This window comes from Pseudomonas sp. YQ_6 (assembly GCF_043103245.1).
Classification (GTDB): domain Bacteria; phylum Pseudomonadota; class Gammaproteobacteria; order Pseudomonadales; family Pseudomonadaceae; genus Aquipseudomonas; species Aquipseudomonas alloputida.
Window position 1 is genome coordinate 204,712 of the sequence record NZ_JBICJR010000053.1, and the last position, 26,155, is coordinate 230,866.

A 26,155-nucleotide genomic window follows, 5' to 3' on the forward strand; every position below is an offset into this window, starting at 1 on the left:
GTGCCATAGCGAACATTCTCGATGCGGTGATGCACGCTGGTCAGCAGCAGTAGCCGTGAGCAATCCGCTCTAGGGTCTGCATGACCATACGATAGCCAGCCTCCTCACGCGCAAGCTCCAGCGCCGAGCAACCATCAAATGCTGCCCGGGATAGCGACAACCAAACGACAGCTTTGGCTCTGTCACCAAACACCTGCTCAGCCCGCCGCCAGAGGCGCTCAATCCGATCCATAGGTGGGCTCCCAGCCCAGGGGGAGTCGGTCGTCCAGGATTGCCTAACACGAGCTAGCGAAGCGTGCCATGCGATGCCTGGCCGAAGTAAATTTCCTCATTTCCCGCTCACCCTGAAGCTCACTCTTTTCAAGTTCCAGCTCCGACGGGAAGCCTCAGTGAACAAAGCCTAGATTTTCCTTCCTATTACTTGCCGCCCAGTCGCATATGACGTAACAGCTATTCATGGTATGGACGACCAGGTAGCCCCGCCACTCTTCAGTCTTCATGATTATTGATGTACAAATTGTCGACCCATCAGTAAACCGCTTTCGGTCGTCGCCAAAAATCACGCCGATCATGTACGCCTCCCCCTCCCCGTACTGCACTGAAGATAGGTATGCCGTTACGGTCACGTCGAACTGCGTGTCCATGGCTTTTGCGACACTACTCGGTATCGCGGCCCAGTCACTCCAAGCCGGCTTATTGGTAAACGGCGGAACTCTAAGCTTACTCACCCTGAAAATTTCCTTTAATAGTTACTGCCCCGACGTCAAAACCGGTCTCCCGGCTGAGCACCGCCTCTCAGCGCAGAGAAACGAATATTGGAGCTAGCTGCCCCATTGCACGACCAGGGAGGAAAGCGGCACCTGCAGGTGTTAAAGATCGTGCACCAGCAATCCTGCAGCACTCCGAATGTCGGGATTTTTGAGCGCGGCCACCGCGGGCTGACTCACATATTTGCGTCCCCCAGGGCCGGCAAGCACCACCAAGACATCCCCGGTTTCAAACAGGCAGCCGTAGAATTCCCGTTCGTAATCAGTCACAAGGCCATCCCCCGCGGGAATGCACTCTCGGTTATCAAAGACCACGTTGTGGGCGTAGAGAATGGTGGGCTGACGCCCCTCTCCTTCGATCTCAGCGCGCATGCCCTCGGCCAGCAAGACATCCAGCAACAACCACTGCCTCACCACACAAACTGCACGGTCGGAAAAGTCCTCTTGAACGATGCTAATGAGGTCGCCATCGCTGAGGCTCGACCCATTAAGATTCCGTGCCTCCCCGTACAGGATGTCTGCAATTAGAACTGATTCCACCGCCTTCATCGCTTACTCCAACGCACAGCTAAACCGCCTCGACATGATGATTCCGACAAGAAATGATCAATTTTCATCGTTGATGTTGATGGATAGCTAACGGGCCACACAGAGTGCGGGCCGAGGCTTGCCACACGGTGACGCTACTGATTTACGATTTAGAGATATATTGGAGAGCCCCCTCCGGGCCAGGGCCTGCGGTCAGAGGGCTGCCCCCAATTACAGCCGAGGCCAACAGAGCCACCTGACTCCCACAGTGATGAATATATACATTTGAGTGAGCGCACGCAAACGCGGCATACCCTCCGCTTTTATCAGGGCGGATGAAATGAGTCTTCGAGATGCCTTTGCGGCCGTGCTCCAGCTTCTGCGAGAGCAGCAGCAGCTTTCGCAATACGATGTCGCTGGAGGTGTGACTCAGTCGCACATCAGTCGACTGGAAGGCTTGAAATCTAATGCCACTCTGGAAACCAGCCAAGAGCTCGCCAAAGCGCTGAACTTGCATCCGATCGCTTTCCTGGCGCTCGTGCACGCAGCTGATGAGCAGAAAACCGCGAGGCAAATGCTGGAGCAGGCGCTCGGCCAGTTGGAGCGCATGGATCTGATCGATGCGCCACTCCCCACGGAGCCAGTCAAGCAAGCACATCCTCGCACCAGGAGCGCTGAGGCGGTTTTGTTGAAGGTTCAGGCGCTGAAGGCTGAGGGCAAGACTCAATCAGAGGCCATGGCGTTGCTGGACTTACCTAGATCCACTCTGAGCCGTTACTGGAGAAAATGCTAACCCTCTCACGGCCTGTCCGCTTCAAGCGAGGCCAGCCAAGCGTAGTAGCCGTATGGATGCACTCTGAGGTGTGGGCCTGCGATCCTTAAAGCATTGATGCCGAAAAGAGCCAGACCCAGCCTGCCGGCAAGCTCCTCTGCAGCAGCAGATGCCAAAGATCAGGCCCGTACCACTGCGATCAGCACACCCCGCAAGCAGTCCAAACTTGGCATCCCCCCAAAGCATTTAAGCAGGAAGGGCGTGACGATAGAGCGCTTGCACCCAAATTCGAAGCCTTGCTATCCTGCCGATCAGGGCCAAGTGCCCAGGTTGCCGTATACCGCCCCGCTGCGTTGGGAAAGTACGGTGTTGTACTTGCTTACCACATTACTCCACGTGGCCAGCCCGGCTAGCAGCAAGCTCAGCAAAGCGCGTCTGATCTGCAAAGATCTCGTCTAACGAGTGCTTTTTCGGCCATGACACCGGAGTCAATGTCATGCGTTTCAATGCCGAAACCATCCTGGAAACCTTTAAAACCACCAAGGTTGCGGATGCCCCAAAGCTCAAACACACCCAGTACCTTCGCTACCTGGCTCAGCGCCTGGGCTACCAAGATTATGAGCACTTCAAGCGCTGCCTGAAGACGGCGCCGTCCGACCGCCTCGGTGATTTTTACACGACGCTCATGAAGAAAATCTGCGCCTTGCGTGTGCCCGAAGAGGGTATCGCACATGTGCGGTTCAGTCATTTTGACGGCAAGTCGATCGGCTATGACTCTTACTTCATTGGATGGGATAGAAACGGGAGGGAGGTTCGTATGCCCAATACCGGTTACGAGCAATTGGCGATCATGGACTACCGCGCGTTTTATGAAGAGCCGCTCTATGTGATCGAGACTGATGCTGAGCTGTCAGCCTGGCAGTGGAACTGGGGGTCGTTTGCAGCCGTCCCAGTGGCGCTAGCAAAAGCCAATTTCCCCTCACTGTTCCTGAAGGAGCACCTGGTCGTCACCGATCCTCCCCTTCAGAAAGTTAAACGCAGAATTCGTCGCGCGCAGAAGAAGAGCGGCCTGATTTAACCCTCCGGCGGGCGATCAGTCGGTCGCTCGCTTCCATCCTTTCGCAGCTCATATATCTTATCCATCCGGACAGCATCATAACCCTGCTGCGGGTTCTCATTTCGCTCCTGGCAAACAGGGTCATTTCATGCCCAGCTTCTGACCATCAGACAACTCCTTCCAGGACTGCGGTACAGCACAATCCGCCAGGCTTAGTGCCGAGTGCTGAATTTCGCGTAGTCATGTTCAGAGGTAGGTCGTGGCGATCAAAAATTTACTTCTCTCCGATCAGGGTTACGATGGCAACAACGACCCATTTGCGGCAGACATGAGGGATGCATGAGCGATATTGGATCAGCGGGCGAACATTTCTTCATGGGATTCTGCTTCGCCGATGGGGTAAACGCTAACAAATGCGGTGCAGACAAGAATGGCTGGGACGTCATCGTGGAGGTTGACCAGGATCCGCGCCAACTCAGCCAGCATACGCTGCATGAACCGATCATCACTGCGAAGGTTCAGGTCAAGTCCACTCGCAAGAAGTCACTGAAGGTCGACGTCACGCTGTCCAACCTGCGGAAGCTGGCCACGAGCCCCTTACCAACATTCTACGTGCTTCTTGACTTTTCTGAAGGCGCCCCTCCTCGACGAGCATTTCTGCGTCACATGGATGAAGCGTTGATCAAAGAGACCCTTGAGAGGGTCAATGCGCTGCTCGTAGAGGGGAATGCACACAAGCTGCATAAGAGCACCATGCGCGTCGATTTCGAGCAAGGGCGGGAAATTGCACTTAATGATTCCGACACCTTCAAGCACGCAGTGCTTGACGCTGTTGGTAGGTCGGCATCTGCATATGCTGATCGGAAATCGGCTTTCCTGAGGGACGTTGGTAACAGCGACGGCTCTCACCTCCTGCGTTTCGAAATCCAGGGCATAGAGAGTCTAACCGCCCTGGTCAACGCGACATTAGGCATGGGGGGTACGATCCCTCTGCAGAGCATGCAAATGTCCACCAAGCGGTTTGGCATGGAGGATCCTGGCAGTCGCAGTTTGAATGAAGGAGGCCTAATGGAGCTCGGCCCTGTAGCGCCTACCGCTCAGGGAACACTGACCTTCCGTGACCCAGCGACTGGCGCAAGCACGCAGGTGGCGGCTTTGGCGTACATGAGTCCGTTACATGATGCGCTGCCTAAGCATCTTAGAAAGATCCGCTTTGACTGTGGAATGTTTGACTGGTTAATCAACGAGGATGGATCTAACGCGCAATTTCAATCGACGCTTGATCCGAGTCAACCTGTCTTGCTCGATGATCTCTGTAATTTTCTCCAAGTCATGAGCCTGATCCACGAGCCTGAGAACCTCATCGTGGAGGTCGACCTTCCGGGCTTCCATCATTCCGCCACCATCAGAAATGGCACGGCGGTAATGAACCTGTCTTCCCTCCTTGGAGCAGCTGACCTTCTGGCGAAGACCAAGGCATTTTTCCAGGATCGAGGAGCACTTGAGGTATCGGTAAACGACCTCATGCAACTTTATCCCGAGGTGCGAGGATTGACAGCATATCTGCATAACGAAGCGACCCTCGACCTTAAGTTTCTGATTGATGATCAGCCCGACCTGAACGAAGCCACGTGCCTGGTTCCACTTTCCCTGAAGGTGGGTACTCGCCGTTACATCGCAGTGCTCGCTGTATCGGGCGAATTGGGCCGTGCAGAAGATGGCCGTTATCACGTGTTTTCGAGCCACTATGAAATTCTTTACAAAACCGTGCTGCGTGCGCAGGAACTGAGCAGGGAAAAGGTCTTGCAGCAAATAGGGGTGATCACTGAACGCTACGCGGCTCCGCTACCCGTCGTGAATCTCATTCCGGCGATGCTCAATCTCGATCCACCTGCATAGCGGCCTCCTCCACCTGCAACCTCCCCTCAGATGCAGGTGGAAAACTGCCCACGAAGATCCGACACCTAGGTCGACCTGCTCTGCTGCTTCCCTTGCAATGTGGCCCCCTTCACTCCACCGGGGCGCATTTTAGCCCTCTCCCCTGCGTGCCCCCTGATCCGACCGCTTTGCTTGCTTTACCTCGGTTCCACTCCAAACCGAGCAACGCCCATCAGCCTGAGTTACGGGCTGGACTGCTATTGCCTGGGCGACATCAGGCCGTCCAACCGCTCATAAGCAGCAACTAAAACCAAATCCTGCCCCTTCACACGAAATTTTTTTGATGTAAAATCCCGTTCATCGAAACCCGAGTTCATCATCTAATGATCCCAAACCCATCGCACTCCATTCCCGACCTGATCATGGCCAACGTACCACGTGACCTGCTGATGGGTATCGAGGACGCGCTAGACGCAGGCGCAATGCGCGCCTTCCTGGCGACCAAAGATCTGGCTCATGGGCATCGGAAGAATGCGCTGGGGCAGATGCGCCATTTCCACATGAACGAGTTGTTCGATGAGGCACTGATGGCCGCGGGGGCGGAGATGGTTCCGCTCCGAGGTAATGGTGTCGTGGTCGGTAAATCCGGTCTCTTCAAGCTAAGCCGCCTCAACATTTCGGAAGCAGCCTGGAACAACAGCAGCCGCAGCATTACCCGACGCAAGCTGGCAGAGGATAACGAGGCAATGGCTCACCTGTTGCAGCCTTCCCTCTTTGGCCCAGTCGACGTCAACTCTGGCGCCCTGTTTATCGTGGCCTGCTTCAGCGGCTCGCTGAGTCTCAGTCCGGAAAAGCCGCTGAGGATCTACATCGCAGTGCCTGACGAAAGCATGCAGGGCTGGCTGTTCCGCGAACCTCTCGATCGTTTCATCGCGCGCTACGACGAAGCGCCGAAGCAGAAAGACCTGGCGCAACCGAAACTCAAAACGAAGCTGCCAAATACGGAACAGCAAACAGCATCATGAGCCGTGGAATTAATGATTTTCAGCCCGGGCGCCTGGTACAGGCGCTCGCGGCACGTTCGCTTTCTCAGATCCAACTGGCATCGATGGTTGGGGTATCTCCTGCAACCATCAGCAAGTGGAAGAATGGCCAGCAGGCTCCGGAAGCTGAAGCGCTCAGCAGCCTCTCTCAAGCGATTGACGTAAGCCCAGAGTGGTTTACTCGCCCACTACCGGATAAGTGCTCTCTACCGCTGTTTCGAAGCAATGCGTCCGCCCACGCCGCCGCCCGCTCGATGCTGGAGGCTCGCCTCGAATGGGCACAGGATGTGGTGCTGTCCTTAGGGGAGTTTGTCGACTTCCCTGAGGTGAACCTACCTAAGCGATCGTTCACCGATCCTGAGCAAATCACCAGTAGCGACATCGAAGTAGCTGCTTGTGAATGCCGAGACCTCTGGGGCCTTGGTCGACGTGCAATTCCCGATTTGGCCCTGGCTGTGGAAGGCGCCGGCGTTATTGTCGTTCGCGAAACAACCGGCGTTGCGACAATCGAGGGGTTGTCAGCATGGAGCCAGGCCTTGGCCCGGCCTTTTGTCCTGCTCTCCTCCGACAAAGGCAATGGGTTCCGCAGCCGATTTGATCTTGCACATGAGCTCGGCCATTTGATTCTGCACAAGGGCATCGAGCGCTCAACTGACCCACATCGCTACAAGCTCATGGAAGACCAGGCGCACCGATTCGCCGGTGCCTTCCTGCTCCCTGCCGAGACGTTTGCCGCGGATGTGAAAACACCTGTAACCCTCGATAGCCTGCTGCTGCTGAAACAACGCTGGGGAGTTTCAGTTGCCGCCATGGTGATGAGGTTGTGGGCACTCAAGATCATTGATGATGACGCCAAGTCACTGCTGTTCAAACGCCGCTCTGCGCGCTGGGGCGTCAAGGCTGAACCAGGTGATGATGGACGAGCCCCAGAGCAGGTTCGTCTCCTTAAACGCACCATTGAGCTCCTGGCTTCGTCTGGCGTGCTGCCACTGGAAGCTGTTTCGGCCTACGTGGGGTTGTCGGCCAGCGATATCGAGAAGCTAACCGGCCTGCCTCAGAACTACCTGACTCACAAGGCGCCGGTGATACACCTGGCCAAACTCAAAAGCTCGGTAGCTCGCATTTCCAGCCCGCACGAAGAAAGCGGTGTCGTGCTGCCATTTAACAAGGATCGCTAGCCCTCCTCGGCGCGACGGACACCACCGTCGCGCTTTCACTCCATTAAAGGCCCGCATCATGCGTATTGAATTGGATCTCAACTCCAACGATGCCGAGGCCTTGCTTAGACATGCCCAATCCTTCAACCCAGAATCTGGCGACGCGAGAGAGGATCGACGACTATCGGATGCCCTCAGGGAGCTGGCCGAACAAGTTTCGACTGCCCTCTCCGAGTCAACGAACAGGTCGTGAGCGGCGGATATCTGCGCTCGTTGAGCAAGGTTCCCCGGTGATAAGCCACAAATTTGACCTAAATTTGTGAACGCCATCACATTTTTCAGCATTTCCCAAAATTCAACTCTGTCATTCTAAAAAAATTAACGGAGTTCTTATATTTGAGACCCAAAGAAAAGCTGGATCTCAATGCCACTACTTTTTGTGGCTTGAATTGAACGCCAAGGCCCCTGCTCTTCCTGTTTTTTGCCCTGACTGAATGAGATCGGCCAGGTCACCTTGTCCTTTCTCTGCCCCCTTGGGGCATGGGGGAGTCGCCCCTTTCGGTAGCGTCAGCTACCGCTGCTTTTAGAATTTGAAATCAAAGATCGATATTTTTTAGATTTTTTTTGCTAGGTGCATACAAACGCACCATTCGGCGTTAGTCCAACTGAACACGGACGAGGCTTTGAATCCGCCAAACTCTGTCGATTTCGTGGCCTGAAGGCGTGCATCTATCTCTGTCGCATGCGCTTACTCAACAACCAGGCTGATCATCAATATATCGAGTAAGGACTGAGCATGCACTGCATAGCGCACGCTAGGCTCCAGGTTTCAAAGCTTGGTACCAGCTATGGTAAGGCGAGTGGGTGACCAGCTTGCGGTTGTAATCGGGCGCACTATCGCTCCACCAAACTGGCCCGCGCTCACCCAAGGCTACTTTCGCCTGGTCAACCTGTTGCCTGGCTCTCAGAAGCTGGTAAGGATCATTGGCTGCCTTTGCCAGTTTCACTGCGCGCCGAGCGTCCATCAATGCGTCGACCAGTTGCTGCCGGTGCTCAACGGTGAGCGTGGGATCGCTGCATCTCCATAGGCGCCCCCTCACCACGAAATAGCGGCCATCGGGCGTTTGAGGGTGCTCGGCCATGCTCAGTGGCGAACCAGGGCTTAATGCCCCAACGCTGCGAGCTGGTAGTCGCTGACGGCCTGGAACAGCTGTTCTGCTGCCAATCTTAACTGCTCGACTTCACAGTCAGATTCGCCTGCGTCTTGAGCTTGGTGATAGCGCTTCATGACCTCAACGGCTTCTTGCACAGTAGGATCGTCGGGCATGAGCATTGAATCCAGATCTCACTTCATTGGCGCTCAAGATGCATTGCATGAGTGATACAACAGGGTAGCGCGTACGGGTGCTGCACACCCTAATTTCATGATCCTCACCTTGGTCAAAGTAGATGGCCTAGCGCGTCGTTTACCTGGCTTGACGGGGACAGTGGCAGATGCCAATTTAACATCAAGGCGAGGGGTCAAGGAGTGATGCGTGAAGATCACAATCAATGTGTTCTTGCTCAAGGAAGGGCGAACCATCCAGGACGCGCTTTCCGACGAGGTCAACCTACGACCAATCGCGTTCGCGTTAGGTGATGTTGAATGCCTCTTCTATCACCAGAAAAACCCTTCCCATCCAAAGTGGACGCAGCTCTTCGGCGCAGTTCCAGAAGTAGCGGGCCTTGATCTGACCGGCAGATCGCTCAAAGCGCTGCTCGTCCTGGCAATTAGAGGCAGGGTTTTTTGCTTCACTTTTGGCCATGCCAGGCACCTGATTGATCCTCTCGCGATTGAGCGCTACTTCGGGCTACGCACAGCGCTCAGCCTTACGGATCCACTGCTGATCAAGTCTGTGGAGAAATCCAACATTGACCGCACTCCGTTACGCTCAAAGGCGCAGTCGTCGAGGCTATTGTCGATAACCGAATTCGACTTCAAGTTCGATTCGGAGATCCTCAAGTCGCTGACCGGGATCGTGGAGAACGATCAAGATGAAGGCGAGTACGTCAGCGGCTCGGACTCATTGGCCCTACATTCCGACGTCAAGCTTGAAGACTTCCCAGAGATCGCGCTTCGTTTGTTGACGGCCTACGAAGATGATCACTGCAAGGAAAAATATCCTTGGATGGACTTCATCGTCCCGGTGCGAGATGCGGCACTCGAAGGACATTTAGATCGTGTGCTGGTGGAAGCGATGAATGCTGAGCGGTTTGACTGCGTCCGCGCAGCTGCACCTGAAATGCTCGGAAATGATGTCAGCGGCTTTAGCTATGTCAAACGTAGCGCGCGATCGCACAATGGCCCAGTGATCTCATTTGACCTGGATCTTAGACAAGCGCTGCTCGCCAAGCACTTACTGGGCGGCGTCACCCGCCCAGCGCTGGATTCTGAGCGCATCTACCTCTACGGGGCGGACGAGCAAAGACTTGCCACCTGGCCTTTGTACATGTGTCTTGAGGCGGAGATTGAGCACGAAGGCAAAATCTACCTACTCAGCGAAGGTGACTGGTATCAGATCGATCGCGACTATACCGAGCAAGTGAATCGCTTTTTTGAGGCTGCAACTCCGTGCAACCTAGAGTTCCCCCCCTACCGTACTGACCACGAAGGCGCCTACCTGAGGCGCATCGCCGATAACGTAAATTTCTATCTGCTCGACCAAAAGCTGGTAAGACTTACAGGCGCAGGCGGCCCGTTCGAGTTCTGTGATTTGCTCACACCGGATCACCACATCATCCACGTCAAAAAGTACTCGTCATCTAGCGTACTCAGCCACCTCTTCTCTCAGGCTTACGTGTCTGCTGAGGCTCTGATCAACTCCCCGGACGTTGTTACCCAGGTGAACGCACACCTCGCAGATCTGGGAGGGTTCCAATTCGCTTTCAACCCAGGCACCCAGCCGCGTAACAAAATCGTGTTCGCCATCATGCAACCCAATGCAGAACTGCACATGCCGTTTTTCTCGAAGGTAAACTTCAGGCAATTTGCACAAAGGCTTGGTGCGATGGGCTACCAGGTCGAGGTGTGCCGAATTGGCAATTAACTCGCTGACGTTTACCCAAAACAATGCCTAGATTGTTTGTTGTGATGCCACGAGCATTGATTGCCCTACGTCGCATTGTTGTTTGCAGCTGTTCTAATCCCTTCTCGATGAAGGGCAATCGCTCCCCTTGAGAGTCGACGGATTGATGATATTGATGAGCTTACCAGGCCTGGTTGACCTACATAGCTTGTGGGTCTACCTGACCTGGTTGGCTTGCCCCTCGGCTGGAGTGACGGCTCAGCGACGACGGTCTGTTGTGCCTTGACGGTTAACAGGAGGCTCCTCAGCGCGCCGTTGGTATTCAGTTGTAGGCGGCGGTGGCGGAACACGCGTTTGCTCGCTATTGCTTGGTTTCTTCTGGTCGGTCACGCAATTAGCTCCCTCAAGGTGACTAGAACAGCGAGCGCTGCGAAGGCACCCGCTCCGATAGTGATTTCCTGGTATGCGAGATCCAGGGGCTTGGTCTTCTCCGCTACGGTGACCTTAAGCGCCTCAAGCGTATCGATGTAGCAGTTGTAGATGTGCTTCTTCTGCCCTTCGTCATCCACGGCAATCAAATACTCGCCAGTGGCGCGGGAGGACGGGAGGTTCGGGTAGTCCTTGATGCGAAGTGCGCTCAGGGCGTGCCCCCACGCACAGGCAATGGCGAACGCAGCCACGATGAAGGCAATGAAGGTCAGGATGGCCAGCGGCGATCCAAGCTGAAAAATGACCCCGTTCTTGAGGCCTGCGATTGCGCTGAGGCCTGCAATTAGAATCGAGACCGCCGTGAAGAATCGCGCGCTCTTGTTCTCGACGTGATTGAAGCGGTCTTGCTCATCCTTGAACCTGTCTTTCAGGTAGGAAATGGTTTCGTCCATAAGACCATCCAAAGATTGCTGGCAGTGCGTCATGCGTCAAGGCTTGGCTGTGATGGCTAGCTGTAGCGATCGCACATGCGGGAGTGGCACTATGATAGCGCCTCCAGCGCCCTGCTGGGCACCCTGCGCCTAAAGAAAGGATCCTACCGGTGAGCATCAGCCTCTATCGCACCCAAGTGGAGCAGCATCAACGCACCATCGCCAGGCTACAGGGCGACAAAGTAAAGAAGGTCAAGGCGGCGGCGAATGCCGGCAAGAAAAGCGCCGATGCAAGCGCCGCAGCCAGCAAGACCTCTTCCGCTAGTACGGTGAAATCTAAGCTACGTGATGCCCAACGCTACCAGAGCGAACAGACCAAAGCGCTTTCTGATGTCAGCCAACTAGAGAAGAAGATCCTCGAAGCTCAGAAGCGGCTAGCCCAGAGTGAACAGCGTCTGGCCCAGGCGCTCAAGCGTGAACAGCAGCGCTTGGATGCTGCACAGGAGCAGCGCTTGAGGGAGATCAACGATGGATTGACCCGTCATGAAGAACTGCACGATCAAACTGCCAGAGAGATCGAGAAGCTAAAAGCACTGCCTGAGAAAATCACAGTGGTGTTCTTCGCAGCTGACCCCGGTAGCGATAAAAGCAACAGGCTACTGCTGGATGAGGAAGCGCGTCTGATTGGCGAGAAGATCAGGGCATCCGCACATCGGGACGTGCTTGAATTTCATACCCGCTGGGCGGTTAGGCCCATGGATGTGTTCCAAGCCATAAACGAGCTTGAACCGACCATTGTCCACTTCAGCGGCCACGGCACAAGTGCTGACACGCTGGTACTCCAGGATGACCAGGGGAACGCAAAGCATGTCCCACTGGAGGGTATCGTGAGCGCCATGGCAATCGGCTCCGACAACCTGAAGCTCGTCTTCTTCAACACCTGTTTTTCGTTTAACCAAGCCGCAGCATGTATCCGGCACGTACCAGCAGCGATAGGCATGAACCGCGATGTTGGCGATCTGCCCGCTCGCTTCTTCGCTGCACAATTCTACTCAGCTATCGGATTTGGTCACTCTATCCACCGAGCGTTCAACCAAGCGAAAGCTCTGGTGGCAATGGAGTTTCCTGGTGAGGAAGCCATACCTGAAGTGTACGAACAGGACGACGAATCTCTGGTTCTGGTCAGGCCTCCTGCTGCGTGATCGCACCCTACCCTGCTGCCATCTGCGTATGTTTTCTTGGCTCTCCAGGAGGGCTAGCTGGGGTGTCTTTGCCTGCAAAGCTCGTGGGCAAAGCACCCGAAGAGGTAGTAGTAGTGAGTAGATAGTATGCGGTGATTTGGTAATTTGGCGGGGACAAAAGGGGTTTATGGGGGCTCGAGTTGAGGGGGGTTTGGGGTGTTTGGGTAGGGGGAGAGTAGGAATATTGGGTGAATAGTACTGGATGGGGTACCGGCGATAATTGCACTACTTGTTTCATCAGGCTTTCCAGCCAACACCAAGAAGCGATTAGCCCTGTTTCTCACCAGGTCGGCCTGATGAACCGATCACGATTTCTTTGGGCTGGAAGAACCCACGGTCAATCGCGTAAGCCGCCTTGGCAACCATGGTGGAGGTCTTGCCCGAACCTGCTGAAGCTGCGACTTGCACGCGGTTGTCGAAACAGATCACTGCCCTGGCCTGCTCGTCATTCAACGGCAGCTTCTCCACATTAGAGAGCAGCCATTTCGAGGCCACCAGCTCGCTTTCAGTGTGCTCTTTGTTGATCTTTTTCCAGAGTGCGCTCCAATCGCCACGCCAGATGGCCAGCGCACGTTGAACGTCGATGAGGGGAACACCCAAAGCATCCCTAAGTGCTTCATCGTGCAGCAATACATCCAGCTCATTATCAGCAATCGGTAAGCTCGGCCTGGCTGCTTGCAACGCGACCTGTTGCTCATGTGTGACCCACCGCCGCTGGGTTCTTGAATCATTCAAAAGCCGGTTAGCGTCGGACAACCAAGATCGTAGAAGAGAGTACGATGTTCTGAAACGCGCAATCTGCTCGTCTTTCTGACTCTGGGTCTGCAAGAGCCTTTCGGCCTCCTGCCGCTCTTGAGCCCTGATAACGTCTGCAATGACGTCATTGAGCCCAGCTACAGAAGAGTTTGGCAGCCCGCCGAGGACACCTCCCGCGTATCTCAAGCTCCCCCACAGCACGCCTCTCGTCGCTGCTAACCGATCACGACCACTCCAGCCGATTACTACGCTTTCATTATCTACGATGAGGTGAAAGCGCCCGTTCGCGAGACGCAGCAACCAGGGTGAAGACCCGGTCAGAACCCTGCCAAAGAAAGACGGGCCCCAAACGTATTCCTTACTCAAAAACTACCTCCATCACGGTGGTCATACGCGAGCGGGAAACTGCTCGTGATCTGTGAGGTAGCCATAGATACCGCAAAATGAGACCAAATCCCAATGGCTCATAAAGCGCTGCGACCTAAAAGAGCCTTACAGTCAACAAAACAAACATCCATTTGGATAGAAATTTTGCACAAATATGCTCAAGCGCATGTGTTTATGCCGGTTTATTGACTTGATTAACCGTCAAGCTTCCGCCAAAAAAATAAATCAAAGAGCCGCCTTGAATTACCAACTTCCGTCCCGATATATGAATGTGCCCTCACCCACGCTGGAGCCGCCATGACAGACGTTTACTACATCAACGGAATCAAACTCGATGAAGATGACGAGCATATCGAATACGTGCGTGTTCGAAAGTCGACTTCAAAAGAGCAGTTCATTATCCCAAGGCAGTTTGTGGTACAACTTATCCAATCCGGCCTGGTCTTCAAGTCCCGTTACCATGACGGTAAGGAGTGGCATACCGGAGCCGATGTGGATGTATTCGAAAGGATTTACCTCCGGGCAAACCCGAACCATAACGCTAAGGACAATCTGAGAAACCTACGAAAGTTCTAGGTTTTCCGAATGGGAGGCTTAAGAGAAATACGCTGCACTCTCGCCTCCTGCAGTGCGAAGGCTGTCTGGACGCTACTAACCCCCGGCAGCGCGGCCATATCATGAGACTTGCTGCAGGTAAATTCATGGATCATCAGGTAGCGCTGAAATTGATCGCCGAAAAGGCTTACGATGTTGGCTACTCCGCCAAGCTTCACTTCTCCACCTACGACATTGTGGAGAAAGCCCCGGGATGGATTGGCCTGATCTCTTTGGTGATTGGCGTGCTGGCACTCTACATCGATTTCTTGGCGGCCAAACATGTCTCGGCGCTCATCACCGTGATCGGTATTTGCAGCCTTTACATCACCTATTACGCCGACTCCAAAGAGCAGTATTTCCAAGCTGGTAACAAACTCACGGATCTGCTCAATCAGTTGAAGGCCATGTCAGCCCGGTGCAAATCCAGCCAGCAATTCACCGCCGCCGATCAGGCAGAACTGGATCAAATCACGGCGGACTTCGGGCCGGCCTGCCAGAGGAAACACATCCTGTTCTCGGGCTGGCTTGCCCACAAAAAATTCTTTTGGGATCACCAGATCGACTGGATCGCTGAGCACCGCGAGTTCTCGCTCCTCAGAGACAAGATCCCTTTTTCTGTTTACGCCCTGATCGTCGTGATTCTGATCGCCGCAGTTGGTGGTTCTTGGCTTGCAGCGCACCCGGAACTCCTCCTCTCCCTTAAGGATGTCTGCACTCATGAGTAAAGAGCTTTTTGAGCAGTTTCGTAGGAACCTGGCGGTCAAGAATGCCGACGAGATTTCCAAGAGCTACCGGCAGATCACTGAAAAGCTGAATGAAAAGTACTACGACAGCACCTCTGACACCTTGCACTGCCGGCAAGTCGGGTCATACGGGCGCCACACTGCTGTAGATGGCGTGAGCGATCTGGACATGGCGTTCGTGTTGCCGTGGTCGGTGTACGATCGCTTTCAGCGCTACGAAAACAACAAGCAATCGTCCCTGCTGGGGGAGATCCGGCTGGCTCTCAAAGAACGGTTTCCTACCCACGACGTCAAGGCGCAGCAGCAGGTTGTATCGATAGATTTCTTGGACTACGTGGTAGAAGTGCTGCCGGTTTTCGAGCACGACGACGGCAGCTACACCTACCCGGATGCCAATGACGGAGGCAGCTGGAAAAAGTGCAATCCCGTCGCCGAGATCAATGAGATCAACAGCCTCAACCAGGACAAGAACCATAACCTCAAGCGCCTGTGCAAAATGGTTCGCGCCTGGAAGAACGACCATGGTGTGCCGTTGAAAGGCATGCTGATCGATACGCTCTGTTATCAGTTTCTCAACAGCACTACTGACTATGACACCAAGTCCTATGCCGCCTACGGCGAAATGACCCGCGACTTCTTCGCCTACCTGGTCGATATCGACGAGGACAAGGAACAATGGCGGGCGCCTGGCAGCGGCTCCATCATTACCAAATCAGGCAATTTCCACCCCAAGGCCAAGAAAGCGTTGAGACGCTTGCAAGAGGCCCTGGACGACCCTGAGGTGGCCCATGAGCGTTGGAGCACAGTCTTTGGCGAGCACTTCCCCGAGTACGTCGAGCAGGAGAAGCAGCAGGCGATCGCAGAGAATCGTGTCAAGAACGGCGAGCAGTTCATCGGTCAGAGATTCAGACTCGACATCCAGTACACCCTGCAGATCGATTGCTCGGTCAAAAACGAGGGCGACCGGCTGCGCAACCTGATGTCACGCGTCATCGCGTATCGTATTCCCAGACAGCGTGAATTGACGTTCTGGGTCTCCGAGATCGATGTTCCACCACCATACAAAATTTACTGGAAAGTGAAGAACGTCGGGCCTCAGGCTATTGAGCGCGACATGATACGTGGTCAGATTCGCATCGACAGCGGTTACCAACAGATCACTGAACACTCCACCTTCCAGGGCGACCACTACGTCGAGTGCTACGCAGTCAAAGAGAACGTATGTGTTGCTCGTAGCCGGATCGTCGTCCCGATCTGAGTGCAGCAGGGAGGTGTGCCAGGTGCAGGGGCATGTAGATCGCACCTGGTAAACCTCCCGATACGCCAACCCTGCCACATATGCGCGCTGCTGTTCACGCTACGAAGCGCCAATGGCTCGCAGAGGTCATGTCTGATTCACTGCCGTCGCAAATCAAGTCGTACCGACGCAACGGGCCATCGCTTGATCTATTCGACAAAGCGGGTAAAGCTCCAAAGCCTGGACTGGCGCACATTCGTCGCCACCGCCACAAGGACAAATGCATGCCTGCTGTAAAAAGGATCCTGCTGCCTGACACCAACCAGAGCCCTGAACATATTCTGAAGGGGTTCGCTGTTGCTGATCATCTCAGCGCCTCGTTGAAAATCCCGGAAGTAATATTGCTGGTACCAGCCAAAGCCTCCCTTACCTCCGGCGACCTGCAAAATGCCCTAGGTGAAGCAGTCCACAGCGCGCTCCTCAAAGGGAAACCTGTCAAGCTTCCAAGCGGTGCCGAGATGCGGTGCGAGACGCTGCAGACCATGCAATGGCTGTCAGGGCCGTCCATAGTGATCGCGGTATATGCCAGCCAAAAGATGATGGACAAGATCGACGCACTGCAGAATGTGGCAGCGGTCATCGCTATCCCTTGGACGGCGGGGGAGATCGATGATTGGGTGCAGACTTGGTCACCACAAGTGTTGGGCCAGTCGAGCAAGCCAGCCAAACCAGCTGCCAAGCTCATAGCAGACCCAGTCGTTGAGCAAGCGATGTTGTCGCTGACCAAGGTCATCAACAAAGCACACAACATCCTTCATCCCTCTGATGAGGAACATGCAAAGCGGATCCTTCGTATCCTTCGCTCGCGCGACCATCATGAGCCTGCGGAAAACATTCGCCGCTGGGCAATCAAGCATGGCTGGTTGCCCAAGGCGGCTGAACGGTTGGAGACATTGGCAAAGAAAGCGTTCGCCTTGCGGGCAAAGCCGAAGCTCGAAAATCCAGAGCAAGCTGAACAGAGCTATCAGCGTTGGGCTGCCGCGACCACGCCATGACTACCTGACGTTAATGATGCTAGATCAGCTGGTCAAGGTTGTACCGCCACACGCCGCGCCCAACAGCCAGGGCAACCATCCCCTAACGAAGCCCCTGATACGGGGCTTACAGGTGGTGGGAGCGCGAAAAATTGCCGTCCTGGTGAGGCCCGACGTACAGCAGAAAACGTAGTAGCTGCTGGACTGTACAAGTCGCTGCCTGGTGATCTGCACGACCTACAAAATCGTCTGCATCAACCTTGAGGAGGCTGCACAGGAGCAGGCGAAGGTGCTGGATTTGAAGCTACAGGTGGCTGACTGAGTTGGTGGGATGCTTCCCTAGCCATGCCCTCAAGCCCACCGCTCTCCTGGAATTTGCTGTACAGCGAGAAACTGCCGAAGATCAGCAGCGCCACGATCACCGACGCCAAGCCGCTGAGCATGTGATTGCCAAAGGCAGGCCAAAAACCCCACCTCAGGCTTTCCACGCCTGTTGAAACGGCTGCCTTAATCGATCCCATTTCTGAATGGACGCGCTTATCCATATCGCTGATAAGCGCCAAGACCCCCTCTTCCTCAATCGACTTGCGCATGCCTGCTTCGAGTTGATCGAGCGAAACGTCGATGAAGCTCTTGGCCATCTGCTCCGCTTGATAGCGGTACATTCCCAGCTGTTGAGGGGTACAAGCGACTTTCTTGAAAGCCTTGTGGTCGTCCTGAGGGTGGTTTTCAATCCACTCAATCTTATGACGCTTGTAGAGTGAATAGGCAAGAAGCCCTAGAAAATCATCCGCATCGGGCACCAGCTTACGGAAAACGTCGAACTGGATCTCAGAATGCGAAGACGCCGGATTCGAATCAGGCGCCTGGCTGGGCGCTCCTTCGAATCCGGCGATTGCGACGCTAGGCTGATCAGTGATGTCACCTACACCACTGTCTTCGTATGAACTCAAGAGGCGACAAATCCTGGATCAGCGTGCAAGGCGATCGAACGCCTTCTTCATGAGGTTGTTGATGTTGTCCGAAGACAGCTTCGAGGAGCGAGCAGCCACGGCTTTCTTTGCAGTCGAGGAAAGCATTTTGTTGCTCTCCTTGATCAGTGCAATCGACACGTTAGACATTCATACCCCCTGGTTCAGCGTTGAAGCTCACATCTGCTATGAATAGAGCTATAGCAATTCTCTAGACATTTTTCATCAAGCGGCGATTTTTTGTCAAGGATCGCTTAGGCGGTCAGGCCTTAGAGCGGCTCGCCGTTAGTACGAAATTGTAGCTGGTCGAACGGGTGCTGCGCCTGCTGGGGTCACAGGATTTTCCGTGCCGCTGCGAACGCTGATTCCTGGCTACACGGGATCGAAGGCCAGTGCGCATCGCGCAACGCGGTGGCGGATTTCGGCTTCTCCATTCGAGCAAACCGACCACAAAAAGCGCGGCGTCAGCAATCGCTTTCCTGGCCATGCCAGCAGTGGACGGCAGAGTGAGGTCAATTGCGCACGCGCCCCCGGCGTCACTGCCCACCTGGCCGTTCGTAAACAGGTATCGCGCTGCCTATGGGCCCGCTTCTCTATTCCAGCCCGAAGAGATATCCCCAAATCTCAGCAGAGTGAAGTGCTACTGCCTTGGTCAGCAGGTGTTCCCGACCAAAGCACTCGGCTACCCTTGCCGCCCTTTTTAACCCCTACAAGATGACTCCTATGCCCTTATCTCGGAAGCAGCCTAGCCGCGTCGTATTCCCTCGAAAAACGGTTCGCAAAGACGACCCCACCGCACCCGACCTATCGTCCTGTCTGACCTACGCTCTTCTTATCCTGTACATCCTGGCCAGCGTGTCGTCGACCAAGGATGTAATGCTACTGGTACCCAGCAAGGGCATCCAATTGCCACTTGTGAGCGTCACTGTCTCGGTTGTCGGCTTTTACACCCTAAGCCCTCTGCTAGTCCTGATCGGTCACCTGGTAACCTTGCGGCGGCTGCCGAAAATGTTCGCCGGACTCAAGGCCGACCGTGCGTCGACACCTCATGAGGCTCTCAACCATCATACTGACCGGTTCATGCTGGCTTGCCTGCTATGCGCCGGGCCGGCAACCCTGCTTTTCATTCTCACCAAGTTCACCGCGTATCAAAGCCCTTATCTGTTCGCGATCCAGGTAGCGTCACTCTCTTGGGCTTGCTCTGCCGCTTTGGTACGCGCCCGGGAGCTTCTGACTGCGGGTTCAAGCAAGTTGGCACTAACCATCGTGGGATGGGGGCGCAGAGCAGGAGTCACGGTACTGATTGCATGGCTCGCCATCTGCGTTGAGGTGATTTATGTGCCCAGCCACCTGTCCCCTCTTCTCTGGATTAAGGCACACACAAAACTTCTCAATAACACAGATGGCGGTACGGTCTCGTGGATACCCCACATCGAGATCGATCGTGAAGAGCGCCTCTGGGCTGGCCCGGCAACAACCAATGTCCAACTGGCCACGTTAGCTGGCCATCCAGACCTCAAGGACTACTTCATGGCACGCGAGGTCGGAATGGATCTTCGCTCACGTAACCTGCGTTACCTCGACGTCAGCCAGCAGATTCTTCCTCGCATCTGGGCTCACCAGGCTGACTTGGCGGGAGCCAACTTTGCGATCACTCGCCTGTACGGTTCAGTCTTTGAAGGCACAATCCTGGATGGAGCCCGCTTCGACTTGGCCTCCTTGGACGGTGCGACGTTCATGAACGTCAATCTGAACTCCATGACCTTCGTACAGACCAGCTTGAAAGGGACATTTTGGGACAACGTAACAGTCGAAAATTCTCTGTTCTACGGGGCAGACCTCTCGCTCGCTTCGTTCTTCGGCGTCACCCTCAATCATGTTGACTTCGAGAAAACCTCGTTTCAGGCGACCACGTTCTTCGCAACGACAGGCAATATCCTCTCCTTCTCCGCCCCCGCTCCCTTCAAGATTCTGAGGGCTGACGACTCAGGCGAGTGGCTGGAACCCGGCGTCACTGGATTTGAAATAGATCCCAAAGCAGCGCTCGCGAGTCTCCAAAGCCAGCTGTGTACACCAAAACTCAACCCAGGCTGGGCCTACGCATGGAACATGTTCATCCAACTCAGATCCATGCTCAGCGAACGAGAGCCCGAGGTCTTTGCCGCACTGCAGGAGCTCTTGGCGAACAAGGCATGTAAAGAGCTTCAGGATCGCGGTGCCTTGGAGCATGACCCAGCAATGTCACTCATGGTGGGTCTGTCAAACAGGTTGCCCAAAGCAGCGGCATCGCCCAATCACGCTACTGACGATGTACCCCCGCCGGCACAGCCGGAACCGAAACCGAAACCGAGGGTAGGAGGCCTGATCGGAAAGCCCGCGACTCCGCCACCGGAAAAACGAGAGAAGACCCCAGAGGACTCTCAGGAGAAACCAGCCACCGATTCGCAAAACTCTGATGCTGGATAGCCGGGCTCGCTACTTTTTCGCGAGACGGCTCGCGATTTTTTCTGAAGCGAATTGCGTGGGTTTGGTTCGTGTAGAGGCTTGGCCGATCGGGTTCCCGCCTCCATCTAGGTCACTCGCGTAGAGGACTTTCCTGAAGCAGAGATGGGTCTTGTTCAACGAAAAAAGCCTACGCCGCTGCAAAGCGACGCTGCTTCGAGGCCAAATACCTACTCGAAATAGTAGGCTTCAACTAGTAGCACTACTATCTGTTCAGGCCAAGTGGGCTAAGGGCTGCAGCGGAAATAGTAGTGTCGCTGGGGTGATTGAGCGAGGTCCGCGTTCTCGCTGCGGTCACCCAACGAAGCCGCCCAGGCAACCTTTTGGGTGATTTCCGGACGATACACCCGCCACAGGTGGTCCAGCTCTTTCTTCAGCGCCTCATGGCCTTCTGTGGTGATGATGTTGGTGCTCAATAGCGCATTCCTCAGCGGCGGGTAATCAGGCCTTGACGCGCGATGCGGGTGAGATGGCCGATAACTTCAGCGGCTTCGTCCGGTGCCGGCGCCTGGATCACAGCCAGGTCGAAACGGTCGTTGCCATACAGCGCAAGGTGGCAGCCGCTATCGGCGAACTGGATCAGAAAGGCACGCGCCTGGCCCTTGCGCCGGGACAGGCCTTCAAGATGACGTAAAAGGGTGGGCTGATGCCGGCCGCCGAGCAGGATGCGCGGTGTGCGGGACGCCTGGCTGGCAGGCAAAGGGCTCAAACAGACACTGGTACGTGGGCAACTCATGGAGCTTCTCTCCGCCTCGCGAATCCCGCTGGGCAGCGGTGGGAGGCGTCACCGAACCAGCGCTTTAGCGGTATTTCGGACGGCCCGGAGGTGGGGCTTTCCTGCGCCCCGCAAGTAGCTGTTTAAATCGGCGCAGGCGGTATGCTAGAGCGATGAGCCCCAAGTTGCAAGCGACAAGCCGCAAGCAAGAACAAGCCGAGTATTGGCCCGCGCTTGCCTGCGGCTCGTAGCTCACAGCGTGCAGCTGATTACCGGGCGATCAGGCGGTCGAGCGAGAAGCGGCCAGCGCCTTCGATCATGACTGCAACGGTGCCGGCCAACAGCGCCAGGGCGAACTCGTAGCCGTTGTTGGACATGAACAGGCCGTTGCCGATGTGCACCGAAACGATCGCCACTATCAAGGTCACCGTCAGCGCCAGGGCCGCCGGGCGAGCCAGCAGGCCGACCACCAAGGCCAGGCCGCCGAAGAATTCGGCACTACCGGACAATAGGGCCATCAGGTAACCCGGCGCCAGGCCGATGCTTTCCATCCATTGGCCGGTGCCTTCCAGGCCGTAGCCACCGAACAGGCCGAAGAGTTTTTGCGCACCATGAGCCATGAAGATGATGCCGACCAGGATGCGGATAACGCTCAAGCCAGCGCCAGCACGTGTAGAGAACAGAGCGTTGAGGGTAGTGTTGTTCATGTCGAAGCGTCCTTGAAGTGAAGCAGTTGTGTGGGTATGGGCGCCATCATAATCAATTCTATTGATATGAAAATCGCAAAAAACCCAACATAACAATCGATAAAATCGATGCTTAACGCTTCGCTACGCGCTCCAGCGCCGCGCGTTCGCGGTTGAACGCCAGGTAGTACTTGTTGATGCTGTTGACGAAATTGACCGGTCCCATCCCCACTTGCTCCATGGCGATGCGTTCGGTCTGGAAAAACCACTGGTTGCCGTTGAGCCCCCGCCGTCGAGCCTCTGCACGCATGGCCTGAACCCGCTCGGGGCCGAGGTTGTAGGCTGCCAGCACAAAGGCCATGCGCTCACGCTCGTTGATCTTGGTACTGGCAAAAAACTTGCGCCGGATAAGCGCCAGGTAACGGGCACTGGCCAGGACATTGCCATCTACCGTCGCAGTATTGCTCACCCCCACCCGCTGGGCCGCCGAAGGGGTAATCTGCATCAGACCATGGGCACCACCAGTACCGCGTGCAGCCGGGTTGAGCGTCGACTCCTTGAAGGCCAATGCAGCCAGGTTGAGCCAGTCGATCTGTTGCGCCTGGCCATGCTTCTGCAACACCGCCCGCACCGATGCCAGACGCTGGCGGTCCTTGCTGGCCAACGGGTTGTGTACCCGGTACTGGCGGCGGTAGATGCGCTCGAACGCCGCATCCTGGTTATCTGGCGCGCGGTAACCTTGCAGAAAGTGATCCACTGCGGCCAGCAATTGCGGCGCTTCACCCCCTACATACCAGCGCATGGCTTGCGGCGCCCCCAGGCGCACCCGGCTGTCCAGGCGCAGGCGCGGCATAACCCGGGCCCAACGCCGGGCAATGGGCTGCTCGACCACGGTCAGGTGGTAGATGCCTGCCTGTACCATCTCCAGCACATCCTCCACCGCCAGCGTCGAATCGACCCACTCCACTTTGATCGGCGGCCGCTTGCGCAGTGCCAGTTGCTGGTTGACCTGCTGGATCAGCGGCCCGGCGGCACTGGCACTGGTCAGGGCCACGGTACGCCCTGACAGCTGTTCGACCTTGCTGAAACTTCGCTCGCCTTTGCGCCCGACAAGCATCAGCGGCACCTGGTCGAGTATCGGCGCACTGCCGCGGACACCGCTCACCGTAGTGGGGTCAAGCAGCTCGCCGGGCGCAGCCAGGTCACCCTCGCCGCGGGCCAGGGCGCCCAGCAACTGTTCCTTGGCCCGCGGGATGAGCTTTAGCTGGATCTGCTGGTCGTCAGCGGTGCGAGCATTTAGGAAATGCTCCAAGGCACGCAGGCGATAATACTCGATGCCGACTGGCTCGCCCTTGACCTCACCAGAGCTGTTGCGGCTCTGGTTGACCAGCACTCGCAGTACTTTGCTGGTGCGAATCTGCGGCAGGTCACGCACCTTGGCAGGCGGTATGTTTTGCTGCGGCCCCGGCGAGCGCGCCTGGGCGGGACCGGCAAAGGCCAACCCCAGCGTCAGCAGAAAAATGAGCCAGCATCGCTGCATGCGAAAACGTGTCCGTGGTCGGTGAGCGGCATCCATGGGTTGCACCGCCAAGTGATAAACGACGGTAAAAGACCACGGCAACAGCATGAAGTTCTTGGTTTTTTTCAGAAAAACGCGGTTTTTGCTATGCTGGCCGCCCCGCGGCACGAGATAGCACCATGCAACTGATCGATATCGGCGTCAACCTGACCAACAGCAGTTTCCACGACCAACAGGCCGCAATCGTCGAGCGAGCACTGGAGGCCGGCGTTACGCAAATGCTGCTGACAGGCACCAGCCTGGCGGTCAGCGAACAAGCCCTGGCGCTGTGCCAACAACTGGATGCAAGCGGCGCGCACCTGTTCGCCACGGCCGGCGTGCATCCTCACGATGCCAAGGCCTGGGATGCCGACAGCGAGCGCCAGCTGCGACTGTTGCTGAGCGAACCGCGCGTACGCGCGGTAGGCGAATGCGGCCTGGATTTCAACCGCGACTTTTCCCCTCGCCCGCTGCAGGAAAAAGCCCTGGAAGCCCAACTGACACTGGCTGCGCAGCTGCGCCTGCCGGTGTTCCTGCACGAGCGCGATGCCAGCGAGCGCTTGCTGGCGATTCTCAAGGACTACCGCGACCACCTGACCGGCGCGGTGGTGCACTGCTTTACCGGTGAGCGCGAAGCGCTGTACGCCTATCTGGACCTGGACCTGCATATCGGCATCACTGGCTGGATCTGCGACGAACGCCGCGGTACGCACCTGCATCCGCTGGTGGGCAACATCCCTCAAGGCCGGTTGATGCTGGAAAGCGACGCGCCCTACCTGCTGCCACGCAGCTTGCGGCCCAAGCCGAAGAGTGGGCGCAACGAGCCGGCGTTCTTGCCGGAGGTACTGCGCGAGGTGGCCTTGCATCGCGGTGAATCAGCCGAGCACACGGCGGCGCATACCACGGCAACGGCGCGGGCTTTTTTCCAGCTCCCCTGAATCTCGCGTGTTTCTGCGGGGCGGGTGAACACAGTTGATATGCATCAACACATATCCAGGAGGATATGGGCACAATGATGGCACCTTGCCAATATTGTTTCCGCTCAACTCAGAGAAGACCTGCCCATGGGTGCCTGGCTTAGCAATGTTTCCCTGAAGTACAAATTCTGGGCCGTCAACGCAGTGGCCTTTGTCACCACCTTGCTGCTGGTGCTGTACGCCGTGCACCTGGAGCAACGCGCACGTGCCGAGGCGGCTCAGGGCCAGGCGGTCGCACAAGCCCAGTTGCTGGCCGCCTGGCCAGCCGGGCAAGCACTGCCACGCCCGGCCAACGTCATCAGTTGGTCAACAGGGCAAACGCCAACCTACGCCGGGGAGGCGCTCGATGCCCTGCGCAACGCCCAAGGCTGGGTAGCATTGCCGAGCGCCTGGATCCTCGGTGAAAACCCACTGCGTGGCGCACAGGTGTTGCGCAATGGCGACCAGCAGTTGGCTGTGCTGGCCCAGTCACCCAGCCTGCGCCAGGTCTTCTTCGATCGCTTCAGCAATTACGCGGTGTGTGTGCTGATCCTGATGCTGGCCATGCTCGGCGCCTCGCAACTGCTGATCCGCTTCCTGCTCAGCCAACTCAACACCCTCAAGGACGTGATGCTGCACGTGGAAAAAACCGGCGACCTGTCGGCCCGCGTACCGCTAGCCAGTGGCGACGAGGTCGGCCAGATGGCCGGGGCCTTCAACGCCATGCAGTCCACCTATCACCGCATAGTCAGCACCGTCGCCCAAAGCGCAGCACAGCTGGACTCGGGCGCCGCACGCCTGGCCGCCAGCATGAGCGACGTACGCCATGGCATGCTCGGCCAGCAGAGTGAAACCGACCAGGCCGCCACTGCCATCAACGAAATGTCGGCGACCGTGCACCACATTGCCCAGCACGCCGGTGCCACCCGCGATTTGTCACAAACCGCCGACACCTTGGCCGGCAGCGGCCAAGCGGTGGTCAGCCGAGTGCAGGATTCGATTTCCGGGCTTTCCAGCGGCGTGCAGCAAACTGCCGAGATGATTCGACAGCTAGCCGAGGACAGCCAGAAGATCAACGGTGTAGTCAGTGTGATCCACAGTATTGCCGAGCAGACCAACTTGCTGGCGCTTAATGCTGCCATCGAAGCCGCGCGGGCCGGCGACCTGGGCCGCGGCTTTGCCGTGGTGGCCGATGAAGTGCGTAACCTGGCCAAACGCGTGCAAACCTCCACGGATGAAATCACCACCATGGTTTCGGCTCTGCAGTCTGGCACCCGCGATGCGGTGGAGTTCATGCAGGAAAGTTCGTACAAGGCCGACGACTGCGTACGTCAGGCACAGGAAGCCGGTGAGGCGCTGGCTGAAATTACCGGTGCCGTAGCGCAGATGCGCGAAAGCAATACCCAGATCGCTGTAGCGGCCGAGCAGCAAAGCCAGGTAGCCGAGGAAATGAACCGCGCGGTGGTCAGCATCCGCGATGTCACCGAGCGGACCGTGCAGCAGACGGTCGGTTCGGCGACCACCAGCAGCGAACTGGCGACCCTGGCCGGCGAACTGAACAAGGCCATTGGCCAGCTCAAACTATAGTCACCATAGCCAGGTTCGATTGGCCCCCGCTTGGGGGCCGCACTAAGCTTTGGGCATG

General features: G+C 56.4%; 25 protein-coding genes and 1 pseudogene. 14 read left to right on the plus strand and 12 right to left on the minus strand.

The features are described from left to right. Window positions 1–40: 40 nt before the first annotated feature. Entirely contained in the window at window positions 41–232 is a 192-nt protein-coding gene (locus tag ACF8FG_RS18145) for an antitoxin Xre/MbcA/ParS toxin-binding domain-containing protein (RefSeq protein WP_392519073.1), read from the minus strand. Window positions 233–869: 637 nt separating this feature from the next. Beyond that, window positions 870–1,316 carry a DUF6957 family protein gene (locus ACF8FG_RS18150; RefSeq protein WP_392519075.1) on the minus strand — a complete coding sequence of 149 codons (447 nt, stop codon included), beginning with the start codon at window positions 1,314–1,316 and terminating at the stop codon, window positions 870–872. A gap of 319 nt (window positions 1,317–1,635) precedes the next feature. Here ACF8FG_RS18150 and ACF8FG_RS18155 point away from each other — a divergent pair, with 319 nt between their 5' ends. From ACF8FG_RS18155 to ACF8FG_RS18175, 5 genes are all read left to right on the plus strand, one after another. Beyond that, entirely contained in the window at window positions 1,636–2,088 is a 453-nt protein-coding gene (locus tag ACF8FG_RS18155; protein WP_392519076.1) for a helix-turn-helix domain-containing protein, read from the plus strand. 475 nt (window positions 2,089–2,563) lie between these two features. Continuing rightward, window positions 2,564–3,145 (plus strand): hypothetical protein, encoded by a 582-nt coding sequence (locus ACF8FG_RS18160; protein ID WP_392519077.1) that lies wholly within the window; start codon window positions 2,564–2,566, stop codon window positions 3,143–3,145. A gap of 318 nt (window positions 3,146–3,463) precedes the next feature. Next, on the plus strand, window positions 3,464–5,023 hold the full coding sequence (locus ACF8FG_RS18165; RefSeq protein WP_392519078.1) for a hypothetical protein: 1,560 nt from the start codon (window positions 3,464–3,466) through the stop codon (window positions 5,021–5,023). Between the two features lie 401 nt (window positions 5,024–5,424). Next, a complete protein-coding gene (locus ACF8FG_RS18170; RefSeq protein WP_392519080.1) occupies window positions 5,425–6,027 on the plus strand; it encodes a hypothetical protein in 603 nt (200 codons plus the stop codon). After that, window positions 6,024–7,223 (plus strand): XRE family transcriptional regulator, encoded by a 1,200-nt coding sequence (locus tag ACF8FG_RS18175; protein ID WP_392519081.1) that lies wholly within the window; start codon window positions 6,024–6,026, stop codon window positions 7,221–7,223. The genes ACF8FG_RS18170 and ACF8FG_RS18175 overlap by 4 nt, the downstream gene beginning before the upstream one ends. A 794-nt stretch (window positions 7,224–8,017) precedes the next feature. On the opposite strand, the gene ACF8FG_RS18180 is transcribed toward ACF8FG_RS18175, so the two are convergent. Together ACF8FG_RS18180 and ACF8FG_RS18185 are read right to left on the minus strand one after the other, a co-directional pair. Further along, on the minus strand, window positions 8,018–8,344 hold the full coding sequence (locus ACF8FG_RS18180) for a hypothetical protein (RefSeq protein WP_392519082.1): 327 nt from the start codon (window positions 8,342–8,344) through the stop codon (window positions 8,018–8,020). A gap of 20 nt (window positions 8,345–8,364) precedes the next feature. After that, the gene (locus ACF8FG_RS18185) at window positions 8,365–8,529 is read right to left on the minus strand and encodes a hypothetical protein (protein ID WP_392519083.1); all 165 of its coding nucleotides are present in this window, start codon (window positions 8,527–8,529) and stop codon (window positions 8,365–8,367) included. Between the two features lie 208 nt (window positions 8,530–8,737). On the opposite strand from ACF8FG_RS18185, the gene ACF8FG_RS18190 reads away from it, so the two are divergent. Continuing rightward, window positions 8,738–10,288: a TIGR04141 family sporadically distributed protein gene (locus ACF8FG_RS18190; RefSeq protein WP_392519085.1), complete on the plus strand. Its 1,551-nt coding sequence runs from the start codon at window positions 8,738–8,740 to the stop codon at window positions 10,286–10,288. Between the two features lie 365 nt (window positions 10,289–10,653). Here ACF8FG_RS18190 and ACF8FG_RS18195 read toward each other — a convergent pair whose 3' ends face one another. Next, window positions 10,654–11,148, minus strand: a complete 495-nt coding sequence (locus ACF8FG_RS18195) for a hypothetical protein (protein ID WP_054901947.1) — start codon at window positions 11,146–11,148, stop codon at window positions 10,654–10,656. A gap of 149 nt (window positions 11,149–11,297) precedes the next feature. Between ACF8FG_RS18195 and ACF8FG_RS18200 the strand changes: the two genes are divergently transcribed. Then, a complete protein-coding gene (locus tag ACF8FG_RS18200; protein ID WP_392519087.1) occupies window positions 11,298–12,329 on the plus strand; it encodes a hypothetical protein in 1,032 nt (343 codons plus the stop codon). 306 nt (window positions 12,330–12,635) lie between these two features. Here the strand turns inward: ACF8FG_RS18200 and ACF8FG_RS18205 are convergent, their stop codons facing one another. After that, on the minus strand, window positions 12,636–13,490 hold the full coding sequence (locus tag ACF8FG_RS18205) for a UvrD-helicase domain-containing protein (RefSeq protein ID WP_392519088.1): 855 nt from the start codon (window positions 13,488–13,490) through the stop codon (window positions 12,636–12,638). A 318-nt stretch (window positions 13,491–13,808) separates the two neighbouring features. On the opposite strand from ACF8FG_RS18205, the gene ACF8FG_RS18210 reads away from it, so the two are divergent. The 4 genes from ACF8FG_RS18210 to ACF8FG_RS18225 all read left to right on the plus strand — a co-directional run bounded on the left by ACF8FG_RS18210 (window position 13,809) and on the right by ACF8FG_RS18225 (window position 17,143). Continuing rightward, a complete protein-coding gene (locus ACF8FG_RS18210; protein ID WP_392519089.1) occupies window positions 13,809–14,087 on the plus strand; it encodes a DUF3892 domain-containing protein in 279 nt (92 codons plus the stop codon). A 125-nt stretch (window positions 14,088–14,212) separates the two neighbouring features. Then, the gene (locus ACF8FG_RS18215; protein ID WP_392519090.1) at window positions 14,213–14,833 is read left to right on the plus strand and encodes an SLATT domain-containing protein; all 621 of its coding nucleotides are present in this window, start codon (window positions 14,213–14,215) and stop codon (window positions 14,831–14,833) included. Continuing rightward, the gene (locus ACF8FG_RS18220; RefSeq protein WP_392519092.1) at window positions 14,826–16,109 is read left to right on the plus strand and encodes a nucleotidyltransferase; all 1,284 of its coding nucleotides are present in this window, start codon (window positions 14,826–14,828) and stop codon (window positions 16,107–16,109) included. Before ACF8FG_RS18215 ends, ACF8FG_RS18220 begins: the two co-directional genes overlap by 8 nt. A 128-nt stretch (window positions 16,110–16,237) precedes the next feature. Further along, window positions 16,238–17,143 carry a hypothetical protein gene (locus tag ACF8FG_RS18225; protein WP_392519094.1) on the plus strand — a complete coding sequence of 302 codons (906 nt, stop codon included), beginning with the start codon at window positions 16,238–16,240 and terminating at the stop codon, window positions 17,141–17,143. 233 nt (window positions 17,144–17,376) lie between these two features. Here ACF8FG_RS18225 and ACF8FG_RS18230 read toward each other — a convergent pair whose 3' ends face one another. Both ACF8FG_RS18230 and ACF8FG_RS18235 read right to left on the minus strand, forming a co-directional pair. Further along, a complete protein-coding gene (locus tag ACF8FG_RS18230; RefSeq protein WP_392519096.1) occupies window positions 17,377–18,075 on the minus strand; it encodes a hypothetical protein in 699 nt (232 codons plus the stop codon). An 18-nt stretch (window positions 18,076–18,093) separates the two neighbouring features. Then, window positions 18,094–18,243: a hypothetical protein gene (locus ACF8FG_RS18235; protein WP_186476773.1), complete on the minus strand. Its 150-nt coding sequence runs from the start codon at window positions 18,241–18,243 to the stop codon at window positions 18,094–18,096. Window positions 18,244–18,969: 726 nt separating this feature from the next. On the opposite strand from ACF8FG_RS18235, the gene ACF8FG_RS18240 reads away from it, so the two are divergent. Continuing rightward, entirely contained in the window at window positions 18,970–20,559 is a 1,590-nt protein-coding gene (locus ACF8FG_RS18240; protein WP_392519097.1) for a pentapeptide repeat-containing protein, read from the plus strand. 311 nt (window positions 20,560–20,870) lie between these two features. On the opposite strand, the pseudogene greB reads toward ACF8FG_RS18240, so the two are convergent. The 4 genes and pseudogenes from greB to ACF8FG_RS18260 form a co-directional block, all read right to left on the minus strand. Continuing rightward, window positions 20,871–21,011 (minus strand): annotated as a pseudogene (greB, locus tag ACF8FG_RS18245) (transcription elongation factor GreB); the annotation flags it as partial. 11 nt (window positions 21,012–21,022) lie between these two features. Continuing rightward, the gene (locus tag ACF8FG_RS18250) at window positions 21,023–21,331 is read right to left on the minus strand and encodes a hypothetical protein (protein ID WP_076403340.1); all 309 of its coding nucleotides are present in this window, start codon (window positions 21,329–21,331) and stop codon (window positions 21,023–21,025) included. Between the two features lie 248 nt (window positions 21,332–21,579). Next, entirely contained in the window at window positions 21,580–22,017 is a 438-nt protein-coding gene (locus ACF8FG_RS18255) for a DoxX family protein (RefSeq protein WP_010953281.1), read from the minus strand. A 112-nt stretch (window positions 22,018–22,129) separates the two neighbouring features. Beyond that, a complete protein-coding gene (locus tag ACF8FG_RS18260; RefSeq protein WP_318078898.1) occupies window positions 22,130–23,536 on the minus strand; it encodes a transglycosylase SLT domain-containing protein in 1,407 nt (468 codons plus the stop codon). Between the two features lie 158 nt (window positions 23,537–23,694). On the opposite strand from ACF8FG_RS18260, the gene ACF8FG_RS18265 reads away from it, so the two are divergent. Together ACF8FG_RS18265 and ACF8FG_RS18270 are read left to right on the plus strand one after the other, a co-directional pair. Next, complete coding sequence (locus tag ACF8FG_RS18265) at window positions 23,695–24,492, plus strand: TatD family hydrolase (RefSeq protein ID WP_318078897.1); 798 nt, start codon at window positions 23,695–23,697, stop codon at window positions 24,490–24,492. A gap of 126 nt (window positions 24,493–24,618) precedes the next feature. Continuing rightward, window positions 24,619–26,097, plus strand: coding sequence for a methyl-accepting chemotaxis protein (locus ACF8FG_RS18270; protein WP_019438675.1), 1,479 nt, complete (start codon window positions 24,619–24,621; stop codon window positions 26,095–26,097). The last annotated feature ends 58 nt before the right edge of the window (window positions 26,098–26,155 follow it).

What these genes read in the sequence shown, in the direction of transcription:
- ACF8FG_RS18180 (WP_392519082.1), bottom strand. Translation starts at nt 8,344, where the DNA reads ATGGCCGAGCACCCTCAAACGCCCGATGGCCGCTATTTCGTGGTGAGG.
- ACF8FG_RS18250 (WP_076403340.1), bottom strand. Translation starts at nt 21,331, where the DNA reads ATGAGTTGCCCACGTACCAGTGTCTGTTTGAGCCCTTTGCCTGCCAGC.
- ACF8FG_RS18145 (WP_392519073.1), bottom strand. Translation starts at nt 232, where the DNA reads ATGGATCGGATTGAGCGCCTCTGGCGGCGGGCTGAGCAGGTGTTTGGT.
- ACF8FG_RS18255 (WP_010953281.1), bottom strand. Translation starts at nt 22,017, where the DNA reads ATGAACAACACTACCCTCAACGCTCTGTTCTCTACACGTGCTGGCGCT.
- ACF8FG_RS18160 (WP_392519077.1), top strand. Translation starts at nt 2,564, where the DNA reads ATGCGTTTCAATGCCGAAACCATCCTGGAAACCTTTAAAACCACCAAG.
- ACF8FG_RS18185 (WP_392519083.1), bottom strand. Translation starts at nt 8,529, where the DNA reads ATGCCCGACGATCCTACTGTGCAAGAAGCCGTTGAGGTCATGAAGCGC.
- ACF8FG_RS18150 (WP_392519075.1), bottom strand. Translation starts at nt 1,316, where the DNA reads ATGAAGGCGGTGGAATCAGTTCTAATTGCAGACATCCTGTACGGGGAG.
- ACF8FG_RS18165 (WP_392519078.1), top strand. Translation starts at nt 3,464, where the DNA reads ATGAGCGATATTGGATCAGCGGGCGAACATTTCTTCATGGGATTCTGC.
- ACF8FG_RS18210 (WP_392519089.1), top strand. Translation starts at nt 13,809, where the DNA reads ATGACAGACGTTTACTACATCAACGGAATCAAACTCGATGAAGATGAC.
- ACF8FG_RS18270 (WP_019438675.1), top strand. Translation starts at nt 24,619, where the DNA reads ATGGGTGCCTGGCTTAGCAATGTTTCCCTGAAGTACAAATTCTGGGCC.
- ACF8FG_RS18265 (WP_318078897.1), top strand. Translation starts at nt 23,695, where the DNA reads ATGCAACTGATCGATATCGGCGTCAACCTGACCAACAGCAGTTTCCAC.
- ACF8FG_RS18240 (WP_392519097.1), top strand. Translation starts at nt 18,970, where the DNA reads ATGCTACTGGTACCCAGCAAGGGCATCCAATTGCCACTTGTGAGCGTC.
- ACF8FG_RS18175 (WP_392519081.1), top strand. Translation starts at nt 6,024, where the DNA reads ATGAGCCGTGGAATTAATGATTTTCAGCCCGGGCGCCTGGTACAGGCG.
- ACF8FG_RS18235 (WP_186476773.1), bottom strand. Translation starts at nt 18,243, where the DNA reads ATGTCTAACGTGTCGATTGCACTGATCAAGGAGAGCAACAAAATGCTT.
- ACF8FG_RS18225 (WP_392519094.1), top strand. Translation starts at nt 16,238, where the DNA reads ATGTCTGATTCACTGCCGTCGCAAATCAAGTCGTACCGACGCAACGGG.
- ACF8FG_RS18195 (WP_054901947.1), bottom strand. Translation starts at nt 11,148, where the DNA reads ATGGACGAAACCATTTCCTACCTGAAAGACAGGTTCAAGGATGAGCAA.
- ACF8FG_RS18155 (WP_392519076.1), top strand. Translation starts at nt 1,636, where the DNA reads ATGAGTCTTCGAGATGCCTTTGCGGCCGTGCTCCAGCTTCTGCGAGAG.
- ACF8FG_RS18170 (WP_392519080.1), top strand. Translation starts at nt 5,425, where the DNA reads ATGGCCAACGTACCACGTGACCTGCTGATGGGTATCGAGGACGCGCTA.
- ACF8FG_RS18215 (WP_392519090.1), top strand. Translation starts at nt 14,213, where the DNA reads ATGGATCATCAGGTAGCGCTGAAATTGATCGCCGAAAAGGCTTACGAT.
- ACF8FG_RS18260 (WP_318078898.1), bottom strand. Translation starts at nt 23,536, where the DNA reads ATGCAGCGATGCTGGCTCATTTTTCTGCTGACGCTGGGGTTGGCCTTT.
- ACF8FG_RS18220 (WP_392519092.1), top strand. Translation starts at nt 14,826, where the DNA reads ATGAGTAAAGAGCTTTTTGAGCAGTTTCGTAGGAACCTGGCGGTCAAG.